Source organism: Micromonospora sonneratiae, from assembly GCF_042679305.1.
GTDB classification, from domain to species: Bacteria; Actinomycetota; Actinomycetes; order Mycobacteriales; family Micromonosporaceae; genus Micromonospora_H; species Micromonospora_H sonneratiae.
The window spans coordinates 1-17,359 of sequence record NZ_JBHTMP010000071.1; the positions used below are offsets into that span (position 1 = coordinate 1).

Sequence of the window (17,359 nt, forward strand, 5' to 3'; positions counted from 1 at the left end):
ACGTCGACAACAACCGCTGCTTCGCCTGATCCACCAGATCACGCACCTGCTGCGGCAGATCAGCACCCGTACGCCCAACAGCCGACGGATAAACCGGACCCAGATTCGTGGTCGGCCGCAACTCCGGCTCGACATCAACCCGCGAAACATCATCAACCCGAGACGGGTCGTCGACCCGGTCACCACCCGGCGCACGCTCATGCTCCGGCATCGGCGCAGCCTCGCCACGCATCTCGTTCGACTTGACGCCGTGCCCGCCCAGCGCTACCCCAACCGGGCTCGGACCCGTAACCGCACCACGCACCGCCGGCACCGGCTGCACTGTCGACGCAGACACGGCGCGCGGGACACCTTGTACGGGGGGAGTGCGCTCGGCGAGTTGTCCGACAGGAGCAGGGGCACCGTCGTCGGGTGCCGGTACGCCGACCATCGTGTTGAGTATCTGTGGCAGCAGCAGGGCAAGAACGGCATGGCCAAGGAGGGCGGCCCCGGCCACTGCGGCGGTGACCGCGATGCCGACGACCGGGAGTTTGCCGTAGCAGCCCGTCAGCCCATCGGCCATGCCGCCACAGTCGATCGGGACATCGTCGGTGAACAGGCCGAGGAGAAACGTTTGTGCCGCTGACATGTTCCCCCGGCCCCCGGTTCCCCGTCCACGCGCACAGGCATCGACTCCAACGACTGTCGATTATGCTAACTGCTCGTGGTCGCGGGAGGATCGATGCGAGAAGGACGATCAGCGGCTGCAGACCCGGCCAAGCCGTTGTTCTGGCTCATGGCAGTCCTCGGGCTGGTCAGCCTGCTTGTTGTCGGGGTTTCCGCCGTGGTGTTCGCCGCCACCTGGCCGTCGGCAGAGGTGCGTGCGGCTCAGGTGCCGATTTCGCTCTATGCGTACGACCCGGTGACCCGCACCCTCTCCGGCACCCCGCGAACCACCTTCGAAATGGGCGAGGTCCCGGTGGCCCGCATCGACTTCGACAAGCTCGATGACCTGCCGACCGGCCGAGTCAACGCCGCCTGGTTCGACGCGCTCGGCTACCGCACCAACAGCGTTGAGCGCTCCAAGCTGAGCGAGATGACAGAGCCAGTGCCGTTGAGCGGGACCGCGGCGGTGCCGCCCGGCAGATACCAGTTTGTCCTGAGCGTAGTTGACCAGGGCCGTACGACCGAGGTGCTGGCCCGGATCCACGTGGAGATTGAGTGACGACCTCGGTACCGCCGTGGCCACCGGCCCCGTCCCGGCCGACGCCGCCGACTGGCGTACGGCCGTCGGCCGGGACATCGCAGCCGGAGAACGACGGTACGACGTATCAGCTGAAGGCCGTTGGTACCGCCCTGGCCATCGGATCGTTGATGTTGCTGTTCATCGCGGTCGCGTCGATCGTCGCCGTCGTGCGCGACGACAACGCCACGGTACGCGGACTCGGCGTCGTCAACCTCGTCGTATGTGGCGTCAATCTGCTCATCGGCGTCGTCGCGAGCGTGGTGATCGTGGCGGTGTGCGCCAGCACCACACGTCGTCGGGTCTGGCTCCGGACACTGCGTATCGGTGGCGGGCTGATGTTCGCTCTGCCGGTGTTGCTCCTGGTGCTGTACACATTGCTACTGGTCGGGACGTCGTGGTTGGGCGCGCTGCTGAGCGTGCCGACGACCCTTCTGGGGTTGTGGACGTTTCGGCGTATGCAGCGCAACCGGAAGACGCCGTGGTGGCTCGTTCTCGTCGCGTTCCTCTGGGGCGTCTCAGTCTCGGCATACTTCGCGTCGATCGTCGAGGGGATCTCCCATGTCGTGATTGAACACGAGGTGTTGCCCGGACTGGCGGCGATCATCGGCCACGCTGCTGCTGCGGCGTTCCCCGAGGAGTTCGCCAAGGGCGCTGGCGTGGTGGTGATCGTGCTTCTTGCCCGCCACCGGATCGACGGGATGCTCGGTGGCATCGTGGTCGGCGCTGCTGTCGGGCTGGGCTTCCAGTTCGCCGAGTCGCTCAACTACATGGCAGATGGGGTTGACACGATCCTCTACCAGCACTGGTATCGGCAGGTCACAGGGTTGCTGATCAGCCATGCCACATATACCGGCATCATCGGCGCCGGGGTAGGGCTGGCCACGCAGCAAACCGGCTGGTGGCGTAGGGCGGTGTGCGTGGTGGGCGGCTTCCTCACCGCGGTCGCTGCCCATCTGGTCTGGGACATCTGGGCGATGGGGCGGTACTACTGGGAATCTGACGAGGCCGTGATCCAGCTGTTCCTGGTCCAGCCACTCAACCTGCTGGTACTCAAGGGGCCCGGGTTTGTCCTGTTGCTCGGTCTCGTGCTGTTCGGGCTGCGACTCGAGACAAAGGAACTGTACCGGCAGCTGACAGCAGAGGCGGCGAGTCACCTTGGTGCTGTCACCCGGGAGGAGGTGCGTCTGCTGCTCGATTCGCCTCGCCGGTTCCGGATGAGAATGTATGCCCTGTGGTGGGACAGTTTTGCTGCGTACCTTCGGGTGAGACGGCTACACGCCGCGCAACTCGACCTTGCGTTCGTCGGGTTGCAAGGCAGGTACGGAATCGTCCTGCCGTCGGGGACCGAGGATCTGCTGCGGCAACGGATCGGTCGGCTGAAGGCGGAAGCAAGGTAGGTGGCTGTCGGGAGCGGCGAGGGTATCCGGGCCGGGAGCGTTTCTCGTTCCGCCCGGTTCAGAGGGCTCCTCGACCCCGCCGTCAGATACCGGGATGGCTCGCGGCGGGATGCGACAGCGTTCACTTCACCCAGCGGTTCAGTCGAACCAGTCGGGCTCACCGGCACGGATCAACGCGGCCAGGGCATCCCGGTCGTGGAACGCCTGGTGCAGCAGGCCACCCAGCTGTTCGAGTGCCGCAGCGTCCGTGCCGTACGCGACGAACATGCCGGCCTCCGGGTCGTACCTCACCCGGTCGGCCAACTCGGGAGCGTGGGTGGCTACGGCTGACCTGGCCACTCCGGCCCAGGCGTAGCCGCCGCCCTCGTAGCCGTGTTCTTCGAAGACCGCCGCCGTGTCGACCATGTCGTTGTCACTCAGGAGCAGGCAGTAGTTGCCGGGTGCGTGGTCGTATTCGAAGAGCTTCAGTGGGGTGAGGGTGGTCCCGTCGGTCACGTGCCGATCGTAGTTGTCCGGACCGACAGAATCCGGCGGCGGATGACGGGTCGGGTGAGCAGGCGTACCGGTGCGTCGAGCGCCCGGGTCAACCTACGGGTGGAAGTTCGATGTCCCCGGCTGCGGTGAGTCCGTAGCGGGCCAGCCGGAGCGCCTCCCTGTCCCTGCCCTGTTCGACCAGCGTCGCGATCAGCATGGTGTCGGCGGTCGGATGTCCGGAATCGACCAGGGCGTGGAGGAGAGGGAGGGCAGCTTCGAGGTCCCCCAGGGTCGTCAACACGTTGACCAGCCGGTTGATCGCGTTGTGGTCACCACCGACGGCCCGGCGACGGAGGTCGTCGACGTCGCCGAACATCTCCGTCAACCGGTCCGCCAGCACCCCGGGTGGCTCGTGGGCATACCGCTGGCGGAACGCGTGACTGCCGGCCAGGCCCTGCAACATGTGTTCCCGGCTTGCCGCCGAGGGGATTTCGTGGCACTTGATGGCCCGCAGGTCGTGCACGCTCTTCTCGACCTCGGGCAACCGGTACGCCATCACCGGGTTCGTCCTGGCCACCGCCCGGAAGATCGACAACGCTTCGTCGAACTCACCCTGGTCGGCGAGAAGCCAGCCCAGCCGTTCCGCCAGATAGGGGTTGCGACTCTCGGCACGGCGCAGGAGCGGGATGGCGTACCGGTAACGCATGCGCCGGTCGGCGGCGTGACCGAGACGTTCCAGGTCGCCGGGATCGTCGAGGTGGGTGACGCAAGCGTCCCAGAAGGTGGCGGGTGGGCTGTGCGGCAGACGTCGGTGGCGGACCTGTTGCAGGAGGTAGTCGGCCAGCCGGTACCCGCTGGTGACGCCCATGGCCATGCCGCTGGTGACCGGGGTGAGCGGGGCGACGGCCCCGAGCAGCAGCCGGGTCGCGTAGTTGATGGCCCGTTCGAACCAGTCCGTCGGGGCCTGGGCACGCTCGACGTCGGTGCAGTAACCAGGCGCAGCCGCGCGCAGGAAGACCGACGGCAGGGGAGAGCGACCGCCCAGACGCGCGGCGTCGAGGGCGGTGGTCAGGATCGCCCGGCTGTAGGGGTCCGCGCCGTTCCATCGGTCGAGCAACTGCGGACCACCGGCCAACACCTGGGTGACGCCGGCATCCGGGGTGTCCAGGGCGATGCGGATGCGTGGGTCGGCTGCGTGCTTCTCGGCTCGGCGTCGTTCGTTCGCGCTGAAGGTGTCGGGGACGTGGACGACCCTGGCCAGGCGGAGCAGTTCCCGGTCGTTGCCATCGGGGTTCGGGCCGCCCGGCGGGCCGGGAACGCTGCGCTCGCGGTACTCGTGCTGCCACAGGGTGGCTACCAGCACCATCCCGTCACCGATGAGTTCGCGCACCGTACCGGCCCGCAGTGGGAGACGGTCGTCGAGATGGCTCTGCAACTCGTCGAGCCACAGCACGGTACGCGGCATCGGTGCGGCGGCGAAGGCGCGGATCACCTCGGTGTCGGTCGGGTGCAGCAGCCACCAGTTCGGCAGGGCCGCGCGGACCACCTCGTACAGGGTCCGGGTCTTGCCGACCGAGGAGTCGCCGACCAGCAGCACCAGGCCGCCCTGTCTGCTGGCGACCCGGATCGCTGCCTCCAGCTCCGCATCCAGGTCGCGGGGCACGTACGGCGGCAACTCGGCGAGGCCGGCCGCGCCGACCTGGATCGCGTTGTGTACGCCGAGCAGGCGGGGCCGGCTGGCACGGACCCGGATCATGCCGTACGGCACCGGGGCCGTACGGGCCAACTCCCACAACCGGCGGACCTGCCCCACGACGACCTCGACGTCTCGGTCTGCGCGACGCGCGAGCACCGCTGCGGCTGCGGTGAGGTCCGCGACGCCGGCCGGCACCTCCGGCTCGCCGATGATCCGGCCGATCGTGTCCCGCTTCGGGACACCGTCCAGGTCCAGTTCGTCGGCGAGTCGGGCCACGTCGGTTTCGATGGTGTCGAGCGTGGGTTGACCGGCTGCGAGGTACAGGGCGTACACCGCCTGCTTGAGGTCCTTCAACGGTCCGGGCGGAAGCCGGGGCGGCTCGATCGGTCGGGGCCGGCGTCGTCCCGCAGCGGACTCGTCGCTACTCATCGCCCACAGCATCGTCCATCGGGTGTGGCCCGCGCCAGACTCCCGTACCCATCGCAACTGATCTGGAGATCCACTTCGGGGTTCATCTTGGGAGGACAGCCGGCCGGCTCCACTTCCGTACGAAGATCCAGGGAGGATCCATGCCTCGCGACACCAGCCGTAACCCTCGTACCGCGATCCTGCTGGCCGCCGTCACCGGTGCCGTATCCGGCGTCGTCCGCGCAGTCGTCGGCTGGCTACTGCGGAACTTCACAGTCGACCCGTAGCTCGACGGTGCCCGGAGGCCCGGGTGTTCGTCCGTGTGCATCCGCATGCTGCGGCCAGCCTGCCGGTCCGACATCCAGCCGCTGATCGTCCGTGATCGCGTCACGGACTGTCAGCGGCTGCGGCCATCGCCAGCTCGGTCAGGTCATCGCCAGCCTGGTCAGGTTATCGGCGGTAACTCCTAGGTCGGCTGCTGCGAGGTTCTCGGTCAGATGGTCGAGCGAACTGGTACCGGGGATGGCCAGGGTGACCGGTGAGACGGCCAGCAGCCAGGCCAGGGCGATCTGCGCGGTGGTGGCCCGGTGGCGGGTGGCGACCTCCGCGAGTCGGGCCCCGGTCAGTTCCCTGCCGCCGCCCATCGGAAAGAACGGCACGTACGCGATGCCGTCCCGCTCGCACTTCGCGAGAACGTCGGAGTCACCTGTGTCCTGGACGTGGAACTGGTTCTGTACCGCGGCGACCGGCGCGATGTCCTGTGCCTCGGCGAGTTGGGCCGCGTCGACGTGGCTGACACCGAGGTGTCGGATCAGCCCCTCGCGGCGAAGCTCGGCCAGGGCCGCGAACCGCTTGCCGATCGGTTCACCGCCCGGCCTGCCCATGCCGCCCACCCGCAGGTAGACCAGGTCGAGGCGGTCCAGGCCGAGGCGGCGCAGATCCTCCTCGACCAGACCGCGCAGCTGTTCCGGTGTCGCCTGACCGGTGGGCACGACGCCGCCCTCGAGAACCGGACCGACCTTGGTGGCGATGACCAGGTCAGCGGGGTACGGGGACAGCGCCTGCCGGATCATCTCGTGCGCCTGGAGGTCCCCGTACCCGTAGAAGCCGGCGGTGTCGATGTGGTTCACGCCGAGTTCCACAGCGCGGCGCAGCAATGCGATACCCGCCTGGGGTTCCCGTATCCGGCCGCCGAGGGCGAGTCGCATCGCGCCGAAACCGAGCCGGTTGACCCGCAGGTCACCGCCGAGGAGGAAGTCGCTGGCGGCGGTGGTCGGTTTCTCGTTCGTTGTCATCGGAACGCCATCCTCCGGTCGTGGTCGTGTGGTCGTGTCGCGGCCCGGGTTCGGTCGCCGGACCGTCATCGATCGTCGGCGGGTCGGGTGGGCAGGATCCGCCGGAGTGCGTCGCGGAGTACGTCGGCAAACGATGGTGGGTTGGTGGTGCTGAGCCAGTGCCGGCCGGCGACCCGGACGGCTCCGGCAACGGCGGCGGCCAGAACGTGGGCGGACAGGTCGCTCTGTGGATCGTCGCCGACGCGTTCGGTGATCGCGACGGCGAGTGGTTCCTCCGCCATGGTGAAGGCCTTGAGGGCTTCGCCCTGCAACTCGGGGGTGGACATGATCATGGCCAGTCCGGCCCGGTCGGGTTCGGGATTGGTGAAGACGTCGATCGTCGCAGCGGTGATGGCCTGGGCGAGCGGTTCGTCGGCGGGCCGGGATCGTAGGGCCCGGCCGAGGCGGCGGGCCTGGTCGGCCTGGAAGGCGCAGATCGCCTCTTCCCGGCTGGAGAAGTAGTTGTTGTACGTCCGGGGTGCCACTCCGGCTGCGGAGGCGATGTCGGTCACCCGGACGAGCTTGAGTCCCTGGGGGCCCTGTTCGAGGGCCAGGCGCAGCGCCGCGGTGCTGATCGCCTCGCGGGTGGCCTGCTTGTTGCGGGCCCGCAGGTCGTGGGGCTCGTTGTCCATCACTGGTTCGGGGGGTGGCATCTGTCCGGCCATCTCCCTCCCTCCTTCTCGATAGCTCACGCTCCGGCCGCAGGGTGCCGGCCGGCGTTGTGAGGTGCTGTGCCTGATCCACAGGGTAGCCGTTGAATGCGTAGTGCGCACTACATGCGTGACGCGCAAGTTTGGGCTATCGTGCGGACGGTGCCAGGCATTCGAGCCCGGCTACCGCAAACCACAGGTGTGCCGGGGTGGCGAGCCCCCGGTGCCCGGGGGCGTCCGTCGCGGGCGTCGTCCCGGCTCACCGTACGGACAGCAGGAGGAACGATGCCTTCGAAGATGATCGCGTTTGACGAGGACGCCCGGCGCGCCCTCGAGCGCGGTATGAATCAGCTTGCCGACGCCGTGAAGGTGACCCTCGGCCCCAAGGGCCGCAACGTGGTGCTCGAGAAGAAGTGGGGCGCCCCCACCATCACCAACGATGGTGTGAGCATCGCCAGGGAGATCGAGCTCGAGGACCCGTACGAGAAGATCGGCGCTGAGCTGGTCAAGGAGGTCGCCAAGAAGACCGACGACGTGGCCGGTGACGGCACGACGACGGCGACCGTCCTGGCCCAGGCGCTGGTCCGCGAGGGCGTGCGTAACGTCGCGGCCGGCGCGAACCCGATGGCCCTGAAGCGGGGCATCGAGGCCGCCGTCGGTGCCGTGGCGGAGGAGCTGGCCAAGCTCGCCAGGGAAGTGGAGACCAGGGAGCAGATCGCCTCCACCGCGTCGATCTCCGCCGGTGACACCACCGTCGGCGAGATCATCGCCGAGGCGATGGACAGGGTCGGCAAGGAAGGCGTCATCACCGTCGAGGAGAGCAACACCTTCGGGCTGGAGCTCGAGCTCACCGAGGGTATGCGCTTCGACAAGGGCTACATCTCGCCGTACTTCGTCACGGACACCGAGCGGATGGAGACGGTGCTGGAGGATCCCTACCTCCTGATCGTCAGCTCGAAGATCTCCGCGAACAAGGACCTGTTGCCGTTGCTGGACCGGGTGGTCCAGTCCGGCAGGCCGCTGGCCGTCATCGCCGAGGACGTCGAAGCCGAGGGCTCGCCACGTTGTTGGTGAACAAGGTCAAGGGCGTGTTCAGGTCGGTGGCCGTCAAGGCCCCGGGATTCGGCGACCGCCGCAGGGCCATGCTGGTCGACATCGCCATCCTCACCGGTGGGCAGGTCGTCAGCGAGGACGTCGGCCTCAAGCTTGAGAACACCACCCTGGACATGCTGGGACGTGCCAAGCGCGTGGTGGTCACCAAGGAGGAGACCACGATCGTCGACGGTGCCGGTGACGCCGAGCAGATCCAGGGTCGGGTCAACCAGATCCGGGCCGAGATCGAGAAGAGCGACTCCGACTACGACCGCGAGAAGCTGCAGGAGCGGCTGGCCAAGCTGGCCGGCGGCGTTGCGGTCATCAAGGCCGGCGCGGCCACCGAGGTCGAGCTGAAGGAGCGCAAGCACCGCATCGAGGACGCCGTGCGTAACGCCAAGGCGGCCGTAGAAGAGGGCATCGTCCCCGGTGGCGGCGTCGCACTGCTACAGGCCGGCGCGGAGGCGTTCGGCACCCTGGATCTGGCCGGGGACGAAGCGACCGGGGCGCGGATCGTCGAGCGGGCCGTGGAGGAGCCGCTCAAGCAGATTGCCGTCAACGCCGGTCTGGAGGGCGGCGTGGTGGTGGAGAGGGTCAAGAGCCTGGTGAAGGGCCATGGCCTGAACGCCGCCACCGGTGAGTACCTGGACATGTTCTCCGCCGGGATCATCGACCCGGCCAAGGTGACCCGGTCCGCCCTGCAGAACGCGGCGTCCATCGCTGCCCTGTTCCTGACCACCGAGGCGGTCGTCGTGGAGAAGCCGGAGAAGGGTGCGGCCCCGGTTGCCAGCGACATGAACGGCATGGACTTCTGACCGAGGCGCCCTGGCTGGCTGACCCGGTACGAAAAGCCCCCCGAGGGCGTCGTCCTCGGCATCGGTCCGGGCCACTGGAACGTGCTCGCCGTCATCGGGGGGCGGTCAGCCCATCGGGTCGCCCCGGTCACCTCTGTATCGACCGGGGCGACCCGATGGCCGTAGCTGGCAGCCGGACCTTCGTCCGGTCTACCGCGACGGCTCCGGCGGCTCAGACCCGGGTGACCCGTACCGCGTCCGCGACCACGTATCCGGCTGCGCTGGTCCAGCGGCTCACCCCGACCAGGTCACGATCGCCTGCGGTGAGGTTGAAGGTGCCGAGCGACCGCCAGACACCTCCGTTGCTGCGCTGGTCCACGTTCACCGTCTGGTTCCCGGAGGCGGTGACGATGACGTGCGGTGCCGAGCTGTTGTAGCCCGCGTCGGCGGGGTAACGCACCTCGACCCGGTAGTTGCCGCTCTGCGGGATGCTCACCTTGAACCACGCCGCGTCGCTGGCGAGCACCGGGTTGGCGAACCGGTAGTCGGCACCGTAACGCTGGGCGGAGTACGACGACGTACCCCAGTTCCCGCTGGCGGTGAAGCGGCCGGCGGTGGCGTTGTCCACGATGGTGCTGTAGGTCGGCGGCGGAGTGCTGGAGAGCCCGAGGTAGTTGGCGATGCCCTGGGCGTGTCCGCGTGCGACGGCGGTGATGAAGTCGGCCCGCTTGAGCAGGTTCGCGTCGGCGAGGGTGTCGATGAACATGTTCTCGGTGAGGACGGCCGGCATGTTGGTCTCGCGCAGCACGTGGAAGTTGGCCGTCTTCTTGCCCCGGTCGGTGACCGAGCCGATCGTGCGCATGCCGGCGAGGACCGGTGCATGCAGCGCGTTGTGCAGGTTCACGGTCGCGCTGTCGGCCGTCGGGTAGCGGTAGCTCTCGAATCCGGTACCGCCGCCGGAGTTGATGTGGATGCTGACGAACAGGTTGGCGCCCCAGGCGTTGGCGTCACTCGTGCGGTAGGCGAGCTCGCGGGTGATGTCTGTCGTACGTGACATCCGGATGTCGACGCCGCCCCAGTTCGCCAACAGGATGTCGCGGGTCTGCAGAGCGATGGCCAGGGTGAGGGCCTTCTCCTGTAGGCCGTTTCCAACGGCACCGGGGTCGGTGCCGCCGTGCCCCGGGTCGAGGTAGACCCTGGGGGTGGCGGCCAGTGCCCGGCCGCCGAGGGAGAACGGCGCCACGATGGCACCGGCCGCGGCGGCTGCGGCGGCCAGCAGGGTACGACGTCTTGCGGTCGAGTTGCTGAACATGAGCACCTCACGTGATGGGGGATGGGGGATGGGGATGGGGGATGGAGCGGGTACCGGTCGACCGCGGCTGCGGTTGGGGGTGGCCGGTACGGGTGAGCCGCGCCGGGTGTGGTGCGCGGGGTGGATCACTTGCCGATCTGGGCAGGGGCGATGACCCCGGCTCACGGGCTGGGCAGACGTGCGCCGACGTCGAGGATCCACAGGACTACCGGAGGCTGGCGTCCCAGCCCGGGTCCTTCATCCCGTACCGCCCTGGAGCCGTCGGACCGGAGCCCGTTGCGCTGGCGGGAATCCGTTCGCGGTCGGGGATCCCGGCTCGGAGGGGCGGTACGACGCGTTACCGGAGAACCGCCGGAGCGGGCCGAGGCGCGCGTTCGTCGCCGTCGGTTGGCGAGGCACCCGACGGACGCCATGGCAGCGGCGCGGTAGTGGCCGCCACCGCTGGCAGAGCGCGGTTGATCTGCGGATGGATCATGGGCGAGACTATAACGAAGGTCGATGCAAGATGAAAGATTTTAACAATGTTATCTAGTCATCCTGAAAGTTTTCGGCCCCGCCGTCCCCGGTCCGGTCCAGCCGGATGGGGGAGCGTGGCGAAGCCCGTCGGCGGCTCGGGCGTCGGACTCGACGGGATGTCCCAAGTGGTGCGTCGTGCCCTCTCGCGATCGAAATGAGTCGACATCATTCATTGACAAACTTTTGCGTACTGGTGAAGCTTGGCCGACACATCGCCCAGACAACCAGTTCATACCTGTCGGGAGGTTGTATGCGAACTTCGACCAGAGTGGCCGGTGCCTTGGTCAGCGTGTGTGCGCTACTGGCGGGTGCGGCCTGCGGAGCCGACGACGCCGGCAGCACCAAGGACGTGGAGGTGTTCACGTGGTGGGCCGACGGCGGCGAAAAGGCGGGTCTGGACGGTCTCGTCGCCACGTTCGGCACTGACTGTGCCGAATACAGGTTCGTCAACGGGGCGATCGCAGGTGGCGCCGGCTCCAACGCCAAGCAGGTGCTGGCGTCGCGGTTGAGCCAGGGCGATCCACCGGACACGTTCCAGGCCCATGCCGGGGCCGAGCTGATCGACTACATCAACGCCGGCCAGATCGAGGATCTCAGCGCCGAGTACCAGCAGTGGGGGTTGACCAACGCCTTCCCGAAGGGCCTGATCGACAACCTGACCGTCGACGGCAAGATCTACTCCGTGCCGGCGAACATCCACCGGGCGAACGTGCTGTGGAGCAACAGGTCGGTCCTGGCAGCGGCTGGCATCACCAGCGACGCCACGACGTTGGAAGGGTTCTTCGCCGACCTGGAGAAGCTGAAGGCGAAGGGGGTCACCCCGCTGGCGCTGGGCAAGGACTGGACCCAACTGATGCTGCTCGAGGCCGTACTGATCAGCGACCTGGGGCCGGAGAAGTTCACCGGCCTGTGGAACGGTCAGACCCCGTGGGACAGCCCGGAGGTGGGCAAGGCCGTCGACGACTATGAACGGCTGCTGACCTACACCAACAAGGACACCCGCGACACGTTCGACTGGACCGACGCGTCCAAGCTGCTCATCGACGGGAAGGCCGGCTACCAGTTGATGGGTGACTGGGAGGCCGCCGACCTCGACGCGAAGAAGTTCACCGGGTACGGCTTCTCGACCTTCCCGGGCAACGGGGCGACCTTCCAGTGGCTGGCCGACTCGTTCGTACTGCCGAAGGACGCCAGCAACGCCGAAGGCACCAAATGCTGGCTGAAGACGGTGGGCGGCGCGGCGGGGCAGAAGGCGTTCAACACGAAGAAGGGCTCGATCCCGGCCCGCACCGACGCCGACTCCGCCGACTACCCGACCTATCAGCAGGCGGCGATCGCGGACTGGAAGACCCAGACACAGGTGCCGTCGTGTGCGCACGGCTCGGCCTGTTCGCAGGGCTGGCAGGGTGCGCTCGGCTCGGCCATGGGCAAGTTCTCCAGCGACGGTGACAAGGCCGCACTGCGGGCGGCGCTGGTCGCGGCGGCGAAGCAGTTCGCCAGTAAATGACAGGGGAGGGCGGCCGGGTCTGTGGCATGCGTGACGCCGTGGACCCGGCCGTCCTCGCTGGGCCGGTCATCGTCAGAGAGGAGACGCGATGAAGCGTCACCGGTTGCGGCGCTGGGCCCCGGCGCTGCTCGTGCTCTCACCGTCCCTGATCCTGCTGGCGGTGTTCGTCTACGGCCTGATCGGCTGGACGGTGAACCTCTCGTTGCAGGACAAGCACAACGCCCGCCCGGCGGAGGGGTACGTCGGCCTGGACAACTACACGAACCTCTTCACCGACGACATCAACGACCGGTTCCTGCACTCGCTGAAGAACCTCGGCATCTTCACCGTTGTGTTCATCGGCGGGGCGATCCTGCTCGGGCTGCTGTGGGCGTTCCTGCTCGAACGTGGCGTACGTGGAGAGGGCTTCTTCCGCGCCGTCTACCTGTTCCCGATGGCCGTCTCGTTCGTGGCCTCGGGCGTGGTGTGGCGGTGGCTGATGAACGCGGGCACCGGCGACAACGCGGGCGGACTCAACGCCGTCTTCGCCGGTCTGGGGCTGAGCTTCCTCGAGAACCGCTGGTGGACCGACCCGGACTGGGGCATGGCGGCGATGGCCCTGCCGGCGATCTGGCAGTTGGCCGGGTACGTCATGGCGCTGTTCCTGGCCGGGTTCCGGGGGATCCCGAACGAGTTGCGTGAGGCGGCACTCATGGACGGCTGCTCGACCTTCCAGCTCTACCGGCACGTCCTGTTCCCACAGCTGACCCCGGTCGTGCTGTCGGCGTTGATCATAACCGGGCACATGTCGATGAAGATGTTCGACCTGATCATGTCGGTGTCCGGGCCGCAGTACCTCACGGAGGTCCCCGCGGTGTACGTCTGGCAGACGCTGCTCACCAACGACCAGGCCAAGGCTGCGGCGATCTCGGTCCTGCTGCTGATCGCGGTCGCGCTCGTGATCGTGCCCTACCTCATTCACGTCAACCGGGTGGAGAAGCGTTCATGAGTGCCCAGCCGGCCGCCGCCCCGCCCCGTACCGGCACCACCCCGGCCGTCCGGTCCGGGTCGGTGCACCAGCGACGTGCCGGTCGATTCGGTACCGCCGCCGCTCGCACGATCCGCTACGCGGTACTCGTCGGCTTCGTGGTGGTGATCCTGATGCCGATGTACGTGCTGGTGGTCACCAGCTTCAAGTCCGGCAGCGAGATCGGCGTCACCGGCCAGTGGAGCCTGCCGAGCGAATGGACGCTCGCCTCGTGGACCAAGGCCTGGGACCGGCTGAACGAGTCGTTCTTCCGTACCTTCGCCCTGGCGATCCCGGTAGCGGTCATCTCCTCGTTCATCGGCTCGGCCAACGGGTTCGTCCTGTCCCGGTGGAAACTGCCGGGCGCCGACGTGTTCTTCACGCTCATCCTCTTCGGCATGTTCATCCCGTACCAGGCGGTGATGATCCCCCTCGGTGAGGTCGTCTCCTGGCTCGGCGTGCCGAAGGGAATCTCGACGTTGCTCCTGGTCCACGTCATCTACGGCATACCGATCTGCACCCTGATCTTCCGCAACTACTACGCCACCACCGTGCCGGCCGAACTCGTCGAGGCAAGCAGCATCGATGGGGCGGGACTTGTCCGGACGTTCCGCTCCATCATCCTTCCGATCTCGATCCCCGGGTTCGTCGTCACGATCATCTGGCAGTTCACATCGGCCTGGAACGACTACCTGTTCGCGATCTTCCTGTCCAACACCCGCAACGGCCCCATCACCATCGCGCTCAACGCCCTCGCCGGTGCCCAGTCGCCGGACTATGCCGCCTCGATGGCCGGAGCCCTCATCACCTCACTGCCCACCCTCGTGGTCTACGTCCTGCTCGGCCGCTGGTTCATCGGCGGGCTCATGGCCGGTTCCGTCAAGAGCTGACCAGGCAGCTCGATGAATGGGCTGATCCCAACCCCGGTCAGCCGACAAGCTCGCCGGTCAGCAGCGGGCCTTCGAGGTCCGCCCTCGTCAGTCGTACGCCGGTGATCGCGGTCAGCAGGGTCAGCCCGGGAAACACCGGGCTGACCGGTGCGTCCACCGGCCACGGCCGGTCCGGATGAAGACCCACCGCGGTCATTGGACCGACCAGCTCGTCCGGGGCAGCGCCGGTGCGCTGGTGCGGCGAGGCCAGTTCGAATGCCACCAGGATCTCGCTGTCTCGGGCGTGCCCGAACCAGCTCAGCGCCTTTGCCGTCTGCCACACGGTGACCGCGTCGGTTCCCACGGCAGCCGCCCGCAGCGCGTCGGGTTGGCCGGCCTCGGCGCCGTACTCCTGGATTGCAAACGCCCAGTCGGCCACGACGCCGATCCGCGCGAGTGGCTTGTCGACCCCGAACTCGGCCACTGCCTCGTGCCAGCCGAGTATCTCCCGCTCGGCCGTTACGCCAAGTCGGTCAGCCAGGGCGCTGGGGGACAGGCCACGCGCCACGGTCAGGCAGAAACCCAGGGGCAGATGCGGCCGTGTCCACGTCCATTCCTGGTATGCCACCGGCTCGTCCATCACAGCCTCCGTCCGCTGTTCCGGTCATCGTGTGCCGAAGTCTCGGTACTGTCTGATGTACTCGGCGGCCACATCCGGCGTCGGCGCGCCATCATCGTCGGCGAACCAGATCTCGTTCTCCAGCCAGTACCGGCACAGGAACGTCTTGAACGACTCACCGCAGAACACGATCTCGTCGGGTTCGCTACGCGAATCTCCTCCTCCCCGACTTCTATGACCGTCATCCGGTCGTGGGTGGGAAGATACGGTGTGGGCACGACAAGATCACTTGGCCAGCGTGTCACGTGTTGGTGATCCGTCGCCGAATCTGAGTTTCCCTACGGTCCCTCATAACGCTTTAGGCCCCCTCTTCGGAGGGGGCCTGCGGTGTCTTAGGGATCGTATTCTGGTGTCCGAGGGGTGATCGATACCGGAACCCCACACGCGTCGTCGCCTCCAGAGATCGAAATCATCGTCGGATCGTAGGTGCACCGATTGGCGTACCTCGGTGCCACGGCCAGACCGTCCGCTACCAGCCGGGTCGGCGAGACCGTAGCGGCGCGCTGGACGGCATACACGAAACGCGAGCCTGGGCCGATCGCGTGGGCCTGCTGGACCCGCAGGCGCGCTGGATTACGATCGACGGTGGCGACTCGGCCCAGCCGCTACCCAACCCGGTCGCGATGGTCGGAGACGCTTCCCTGCTCGAGGGCATCGGTCTGACCTACCTGGTCGGGCTCTCGCACGGGGATCTCCACGCCGACAACATCCTGGCGCGGGTGAGCGAGGACGGCACGCTACGCGTCCACGACGCTCGCCTGATCGACCTGGCCACCTTCGAAGCGCAGGCATCGCTCTCCCGCAACATTGCCACCCTCGTACTGTCCCTGGTGAGCGAGGTGGTGCGCACACCACTGCGCCCCGGCGAGGACACCAAGCTCATCGACCTCGTCCTAAATCCGGAGAATAAGACGGTCAAGCCGCAGGTGGCTCCCTACGTCGTTGAGGCGGTACGGGACGTCTACTCGGCCTTCCGGCGTGTCCTGCCCGCATACCAGGACTCCTGGCGTCCGCAGTACCTGCTCTCGGTCGTCGCGCAGGCGCTGATTCACACCTCGTACAACGACGCCGGGGCGGACGGCCAGTGGTGGTACCTGCGGCTCGCGGCACGCGCGGCCCACCGGTTCCTCGCCGATCGTTCCGGCCATCAGCGACCCGGCCCCGCCGGCACTCGCCGCATCGCGCGGCCAGGCCCGACACGGGTTCGAGCTTCCACCGGCTGTCGGTAACGTCTCCCGCGCCCGGGCGCGGGACACTGAGGAGGTTCCCGTCATCGGCTATCCGGCTGCTATCCGAGAGGAGTTCTGTGCCGCGTTGGGCGCAGACCTCGCCGACCTTGCCGGTCGGCTCGACATCCGGGAGCCGCTGGCCGATGCGCGGGCGTTGTGGGAGTGGGTCGAGTCGCGGCGTCTGCCGAGAAAGCTCCTCCCGGCGGTCACCGTGCTGGACCGTAAGGATCTGGTCGAGGTGCTGACCGCGTTCCCCGCGCCGTCCGACTCCGGCCAGCCCGTTGGGCGGACCGTGGGCGAGCAAGTCACCGATCTGACGGATCGGCTGGTCGAGGCGGTGGGCCGGGTGGCCGCTGCGGCGTTGGCCGACGAGTGGGAAATGTTGTCCTACTCGTCCGTGCGGATCACCACGCAGTTGAGCGATCTCTTGAGCACCATCGCGCTTCCCGATATCGAGCCGAGAGACTGTCTGGAATGGCGGATGGAGGTGCGAACCCAGTACCAACTGACCTGGTCCAGCCTGGACCGGCTTGACCGTTTGCTGCCCGGAACCAGGACTGACGCCCGGATTCGGGTGCGTCACATCGACCAGTTGACCGAGGCGGCCGACGCAATCCGCGGGCATTTCGACGCGCTGCTCGATCTGCTCGACGAGAGCCGGACCGACGGCTGATCGCCAGCATGGATCGCGTCGAGGTGGCGAACGCGGCCAAGCGACTCCGTGAGGAGATCAACAGCCAGCGCGGATGGCTCGCCCGCAGCACACCGATCGTGCGCGATCTCGACCAGATGAACGCTCGGTGCCTCACGCTCTTCGAAGTTCTCGACGAACTCGCCGACCATGACACCAAGGCCGGCAACCTCCAGTTTTTCCGCAGGGTGACCCAGTTGGCGCGCAGCAGGCCTACCATTACGCCCAGCTCACTTGTACGGTCGAGGAGCTACAGCAGGTGAAGCCGAGTCCGCGGCAACGCCGCCTCTATGACGAGATAGAGCGCCGAAGCCGACCGCTCCTGGACGACCGTACCTTCGAGAAGACTCTCGACGAACTCATCCGATGGGCGTCCGGCAGCCTCCCGCTCCGGGAACACCCGGCCGCCGTCCGGAGGGTGGTGCGTCTGCCGATCGTCGACGACGACCGACCGGATCAACGCCGCAGCAGCTGACCCAT

The 17,359-nt window shown here is 67.5% G+C and carries 17 protein-coding genes and 1 pseudogene; 12 read left to right on the plus strand and 6 right to left on the minus strand.

The genetic code is table 11. The features are described 5' to 3' along the window. From ACFQ4H_RS29450 to ACFQ4H_RS29460, 3 genes are all read left to right on the plus strand, one after another. Window positions 1–625, plus strand: a 625-nt coding sequence (locus tag ACFQ4H_RS29450) for a hypothetical protein (RefSeq protein ID WP_377577177.1), incomplete at its 5' end; no start/stop codon positions are given. Between the two features lie 96 nt (window positions 626–721). After that, window positions 722–1,204 (plus strand): hypothetical protein, encoded by a 483-nt coding sequence (locus tag ACFQ4H_RS29455; protein WP_377577180.1) that lies wholly within the window; start codon window positions 722–724, stop codon window positions 1,202–1,204. Beyond that, complete coding sequence (locus ACFQ4H_RS29460; RefSeq protein ID WP_377577182.1) at window positions 1,201–2,622, plus strand: PrsW family intramembrane metalloprotease; 1,422 nt, start codon at window positions 1,201–1,203, stop codon at window positions 2,620–2,622. Before ACFQ4H_RS29455 ends, ACFQ4H_RS29460 begins: the two co-directional genes overlap by 4 nt. A gap of 138 nt (window positions 2,623–2,760) precedes the next feature. Here the strand turns inward: ACFQ4H_RS29460 and ACFQ4H_RS29465 are convergent, their stop codons facing one another. Next, window positions 2,761–3,117: an immunity 51 family protein gene (locus ACFQ4H_RS29465; protein WP_377577185.1), complete on the minus strand. Its 357-nt coding sequence runs from the start codon at window positions 3,115–3,117 to the stop codon at window positions 2,761–2,763. 88 nt (window positions 3,118–3,205) lie between these two features. Next, window positions 3,206–5,221 (minus strand): hypothetical protein, encoded by a 2,016-nt coding sequence (locus ACFQ4H_RS29470; RefSeq protein WP_377577188.1) that lies wholly within the window; start codon window positions 5,219–5,221, stop codon window positions 3,206–3,208. Between the two features lie 140 nt (window positions 5,222–5,361). On the opposite strand from ACFQ4H_RS29470, the gene ACFQ4H_RS29475 reads away from it, so the two are divergent. Next, window positions 5,362–5,487, plus strand: coding sequence for a hypothetical protein (locus tag ACFQ4H_RS29475; RefSeq protein ID WP_377577191.1), 126 nt, complete (start codon window positions 5,362–5,364; stop codon window positions 5,485–5,487). A 138-nt stretch (window positions 5,488–5,625) separates the two neighbouring features. On the opposite strand, the gene ACFQ4H_RS29480 is transcribed toward ACFQ4H_RS29475, so the two are convergent. After that, window positions 5,626–6,495, minus strand: coding sequence for an aldo/keto reductase (locus ACFQ4H_RS29480; protein ID WP_377577194.1), 870 nt, complete (start codon window positions 6,493–6,495; stop codon window positions 5,626–5,628). A 65-nt stretch (window positions 6,496–6,560) separates the two neighbouring features. Continuing rightward, on the minus strand, window positions 6,561–7,199 hold the full coding sequence (locus tag ACFQ4H_RS29485) for a TetR/AcrR family transcriptional regulator (RefSeq protein WP_377577197.1): 639 nt from the start codon (window positions 7,197–7,199) through the stop codon (window positions 6,561–6,563). Between the two features lie 270 nt (window positions 7,200–7,469). On the opposite strand from ACFQ4H_RS29485, the pseudogene groL reads away from it, so the two are divergent. Beyond that, window positions 7,470–9,091: pseudogene (gene groL, locus ACFQ4H_RS29490) on the plus strand (chaperonin GroEL). Between the two features lie 211 nt (window positions 9,092–9,302). Here groL and ACFQ4H_RS29495 read toward each other — a convergent pair. Further along, entirely contained in the window at window positions 9,303–10,382 is a 1,080-nt protein-coding gene (locus ACFQ4H_RS29495) for a golvesin C-terminal-like domain-containing protein (protein ID WP_377577200.1), read from the minus strand. Window positions 10,383–11,148: 766 nt separating this feature from the next. Between ACFQ4H_RS29495 and ACFQ4H_RS29500 the strand changes: the two genes are divergently transcribed. The 3 genes from ACFQ4H_RS29500 to ACFQ4H_RS29510 all read left to right on the plus strand — a co-directional run bounded on the left by ACFQ4H_RS29500 (window position 11,149) and on the right by ACFQ4H_RS29510 (window position 14,301). Continuing rightward, on the plus strand, window positions 11,149–12,405 hold the full coding sequence (locus ACFQ4H_RS29500) for an ABC transporter substrate-binding protein (RefSeq protein ID WP_377577203.1): 1,257 nt from the start codon (window positions 11,149–11,151) through the stop codon (window positions 12,403–12,405). A gap of 160 nt (window positions 12,406–12,565) precedes the next feature. Then, window positions 12,566–13,393 carry a carbohydrate ABC transporter permease gene (locus ACFQ4H_RS29505; protein WP_377577243.1) on the plus strand — a complete coding sequence of 276 codons (828 nt, stop codon included), beginning with the start codon at window positions 12,566–12,568 and terminating at the stop codon, window positions 13,391–13,393. Window positions 13,394–13,545: 152 nt separating this feature from the next. Continuing rightward, window positions 13,546–14,301 (plus strand): carbohydrate ABC transporter permease, encoded by a 756-nt coding sequence (locus ACFQ4H_RS29510; RefSeq protein WP_377577246.1) that lies wholly within the window; start codon window positions 13,546–13,548, stop codon window positions 14,299–14,301. A gap of 37 nt (window positions 14,302–14,338) precedes the next feature. Here the strand turns inward: ACFQ4H_RS29510 and ACFQ4H_RS29515 are convergent, their stop codons facing one another. Continuing rightward, window positions 14,339–14,920 carry a DUF6461 domain-containing protein gene (locus tag ACFQ4H_RS29515; RefSeq protein ID WP_377577205.1) on the minus strand — a complete coding sequence of 194 codons (582 nt, stop codon included), beginning with the start codon at window positions 14,918–14,920 and terminating at the stop codon, window positions 14,339–14,341. A 581-nt stretch (window positions 14,921–15,501) separates the two neighbouring features. Between ACFQ4H_RS29515 and ACFQ4H_RS29520 the strand changes: the two genes are divergently transcribed. The 4 genes from ACFQ4H_RS29520 (at window position 15,502) to ACFQ4H_RS29535 (ending at window position 17,354) form a co-directional block, all read left to right on the plus strand. Further along, the gene (locus ACFQ4H_RS29520) at window positions 15,502–16,188 is read left to right on the plus strand and encodes a hypothetical protein (protein ID WP_377577207.1); all 687 of its coding nucleotides are present in this window, start codon (window positions 15,502–15,504) and stop codon (window positions 16,186–16,188) included. Window positions 16,189–16,273: 85 nt separating this feature from the next. Further along, a complete protein-coding gene (locus ACFQ4H_RS29525) occupies window positions 16,274–16,861 on the plus strand; it encodes a hypothetical protein (RefSeq protein ID WP_377577209.1) in 588 nt (195 codons plus the stop codon). A gap of 8 nt (window positions 16,862–16,869) precedes the next feature. Beyond that, window positions 16,870–17,142 carry a hypothetical protein gene (locus ACFQ4H_RS29530; RefSeq protein WP_377577211.1) on the plus strand — a complete coding sequence of 91 codons (273 nt, stop codon included), beginning with the start codon at window positions 16,870–16,872 and terminating at the stop codon, window positions 17,140–17,142. Beyond that, window positions 17,139–17,354: a hypothetical protein gene (locus tag ACFQ4H_RS29535; protein ID WP_377577214.1), complete on the plus strand. Its 216-nt coding sequence runs from the start codon at window positions 17,139–17,141 to the stop codon at window positions 17,352–17,354. The genes ACFQ4H_RS29530 and ACFQ4H_RS29535 overlap by 4 nt, the downstream gene beginning before the upstream one ends. Window positions 17,355–17,359 lie beyond the last annotated feature (5 nt).

Bases quoted from the DNA above. Each gene is read 5' to 3' on its own strand.
- ACFQ4H_RS29510 (WP_377577246.1), top strand. From the start codon at position 13,546: ATGCCGATGTACGTGCTGGTGGTCACCAGCTTCAAGTCCGGCAGCGAG.
- ACFQ4H_RS29530 (WP_377577211.1), top strand. From the start codon at position 16,870: ATGGATCGCGTCGAGGTGGCGAACGCGGCCAAGCGACTCCGTGAGGAG.
- ACFQ4H_RS29470 (WP_377577188.1), bottom strand. From the start codon at position 5,221: ATGAGTAGCGACGAGTCCGCTGCGGGACGACGCCGGCCCCGACCGATC.
- ACFQ4H_RS29480 (WP_377577194.1), bottom strand. From the start codon at position 6,495: ATGACAACGAACGAGAAACCGACCACCGCCGCCAGCGACTTCCTCCTC.
- ACFQ4H_RS29495 (WP_377577200.1), bottom strand. From the start codon at position 10,382: ATGTTCAGCAACTCGACCGCAAGACGTCGTACCCTGCTGGCCGCCGCA.
- ACFQ4H_RS29515 (WP_377577205.1), bottom strand. From the start codon at position 14,920: ATGGACGAGCCGGTGGCATACCAGGAATGGACGTGGACACGGCCGCAT.
- ACFQ4H_RS29475 (WP_377577191.1), top strand. From the start codon at position 5,362: ATGCCTCGCGACACCAGCCGTAACCCTCGTACCGCGATCCTGCTGGCC.
- ACFQ4H_RS29455 (WP_377577180.1), top strand. From the start codon at position 722: ATGCGAGAAGGACGATCAGCGGCTGCAGACCCGGCCAAGCCGTTGTTC.
- ACFQ4H_RS29485 (WP_377577197.1), bottom strand. From the start codon at position 7,199: ATGGCCGGACAGATGCCACCCCCCGAACCAGTGATGGACAACGAGCCC.
- ACFQ4H_RS29500 (WP_377577203.1), top strand. From the start codon at position 11,149: ATGCGAACTTCGACCAGAGTGGCCGGTGCCTTGGTCAGCGTGTGTGCG.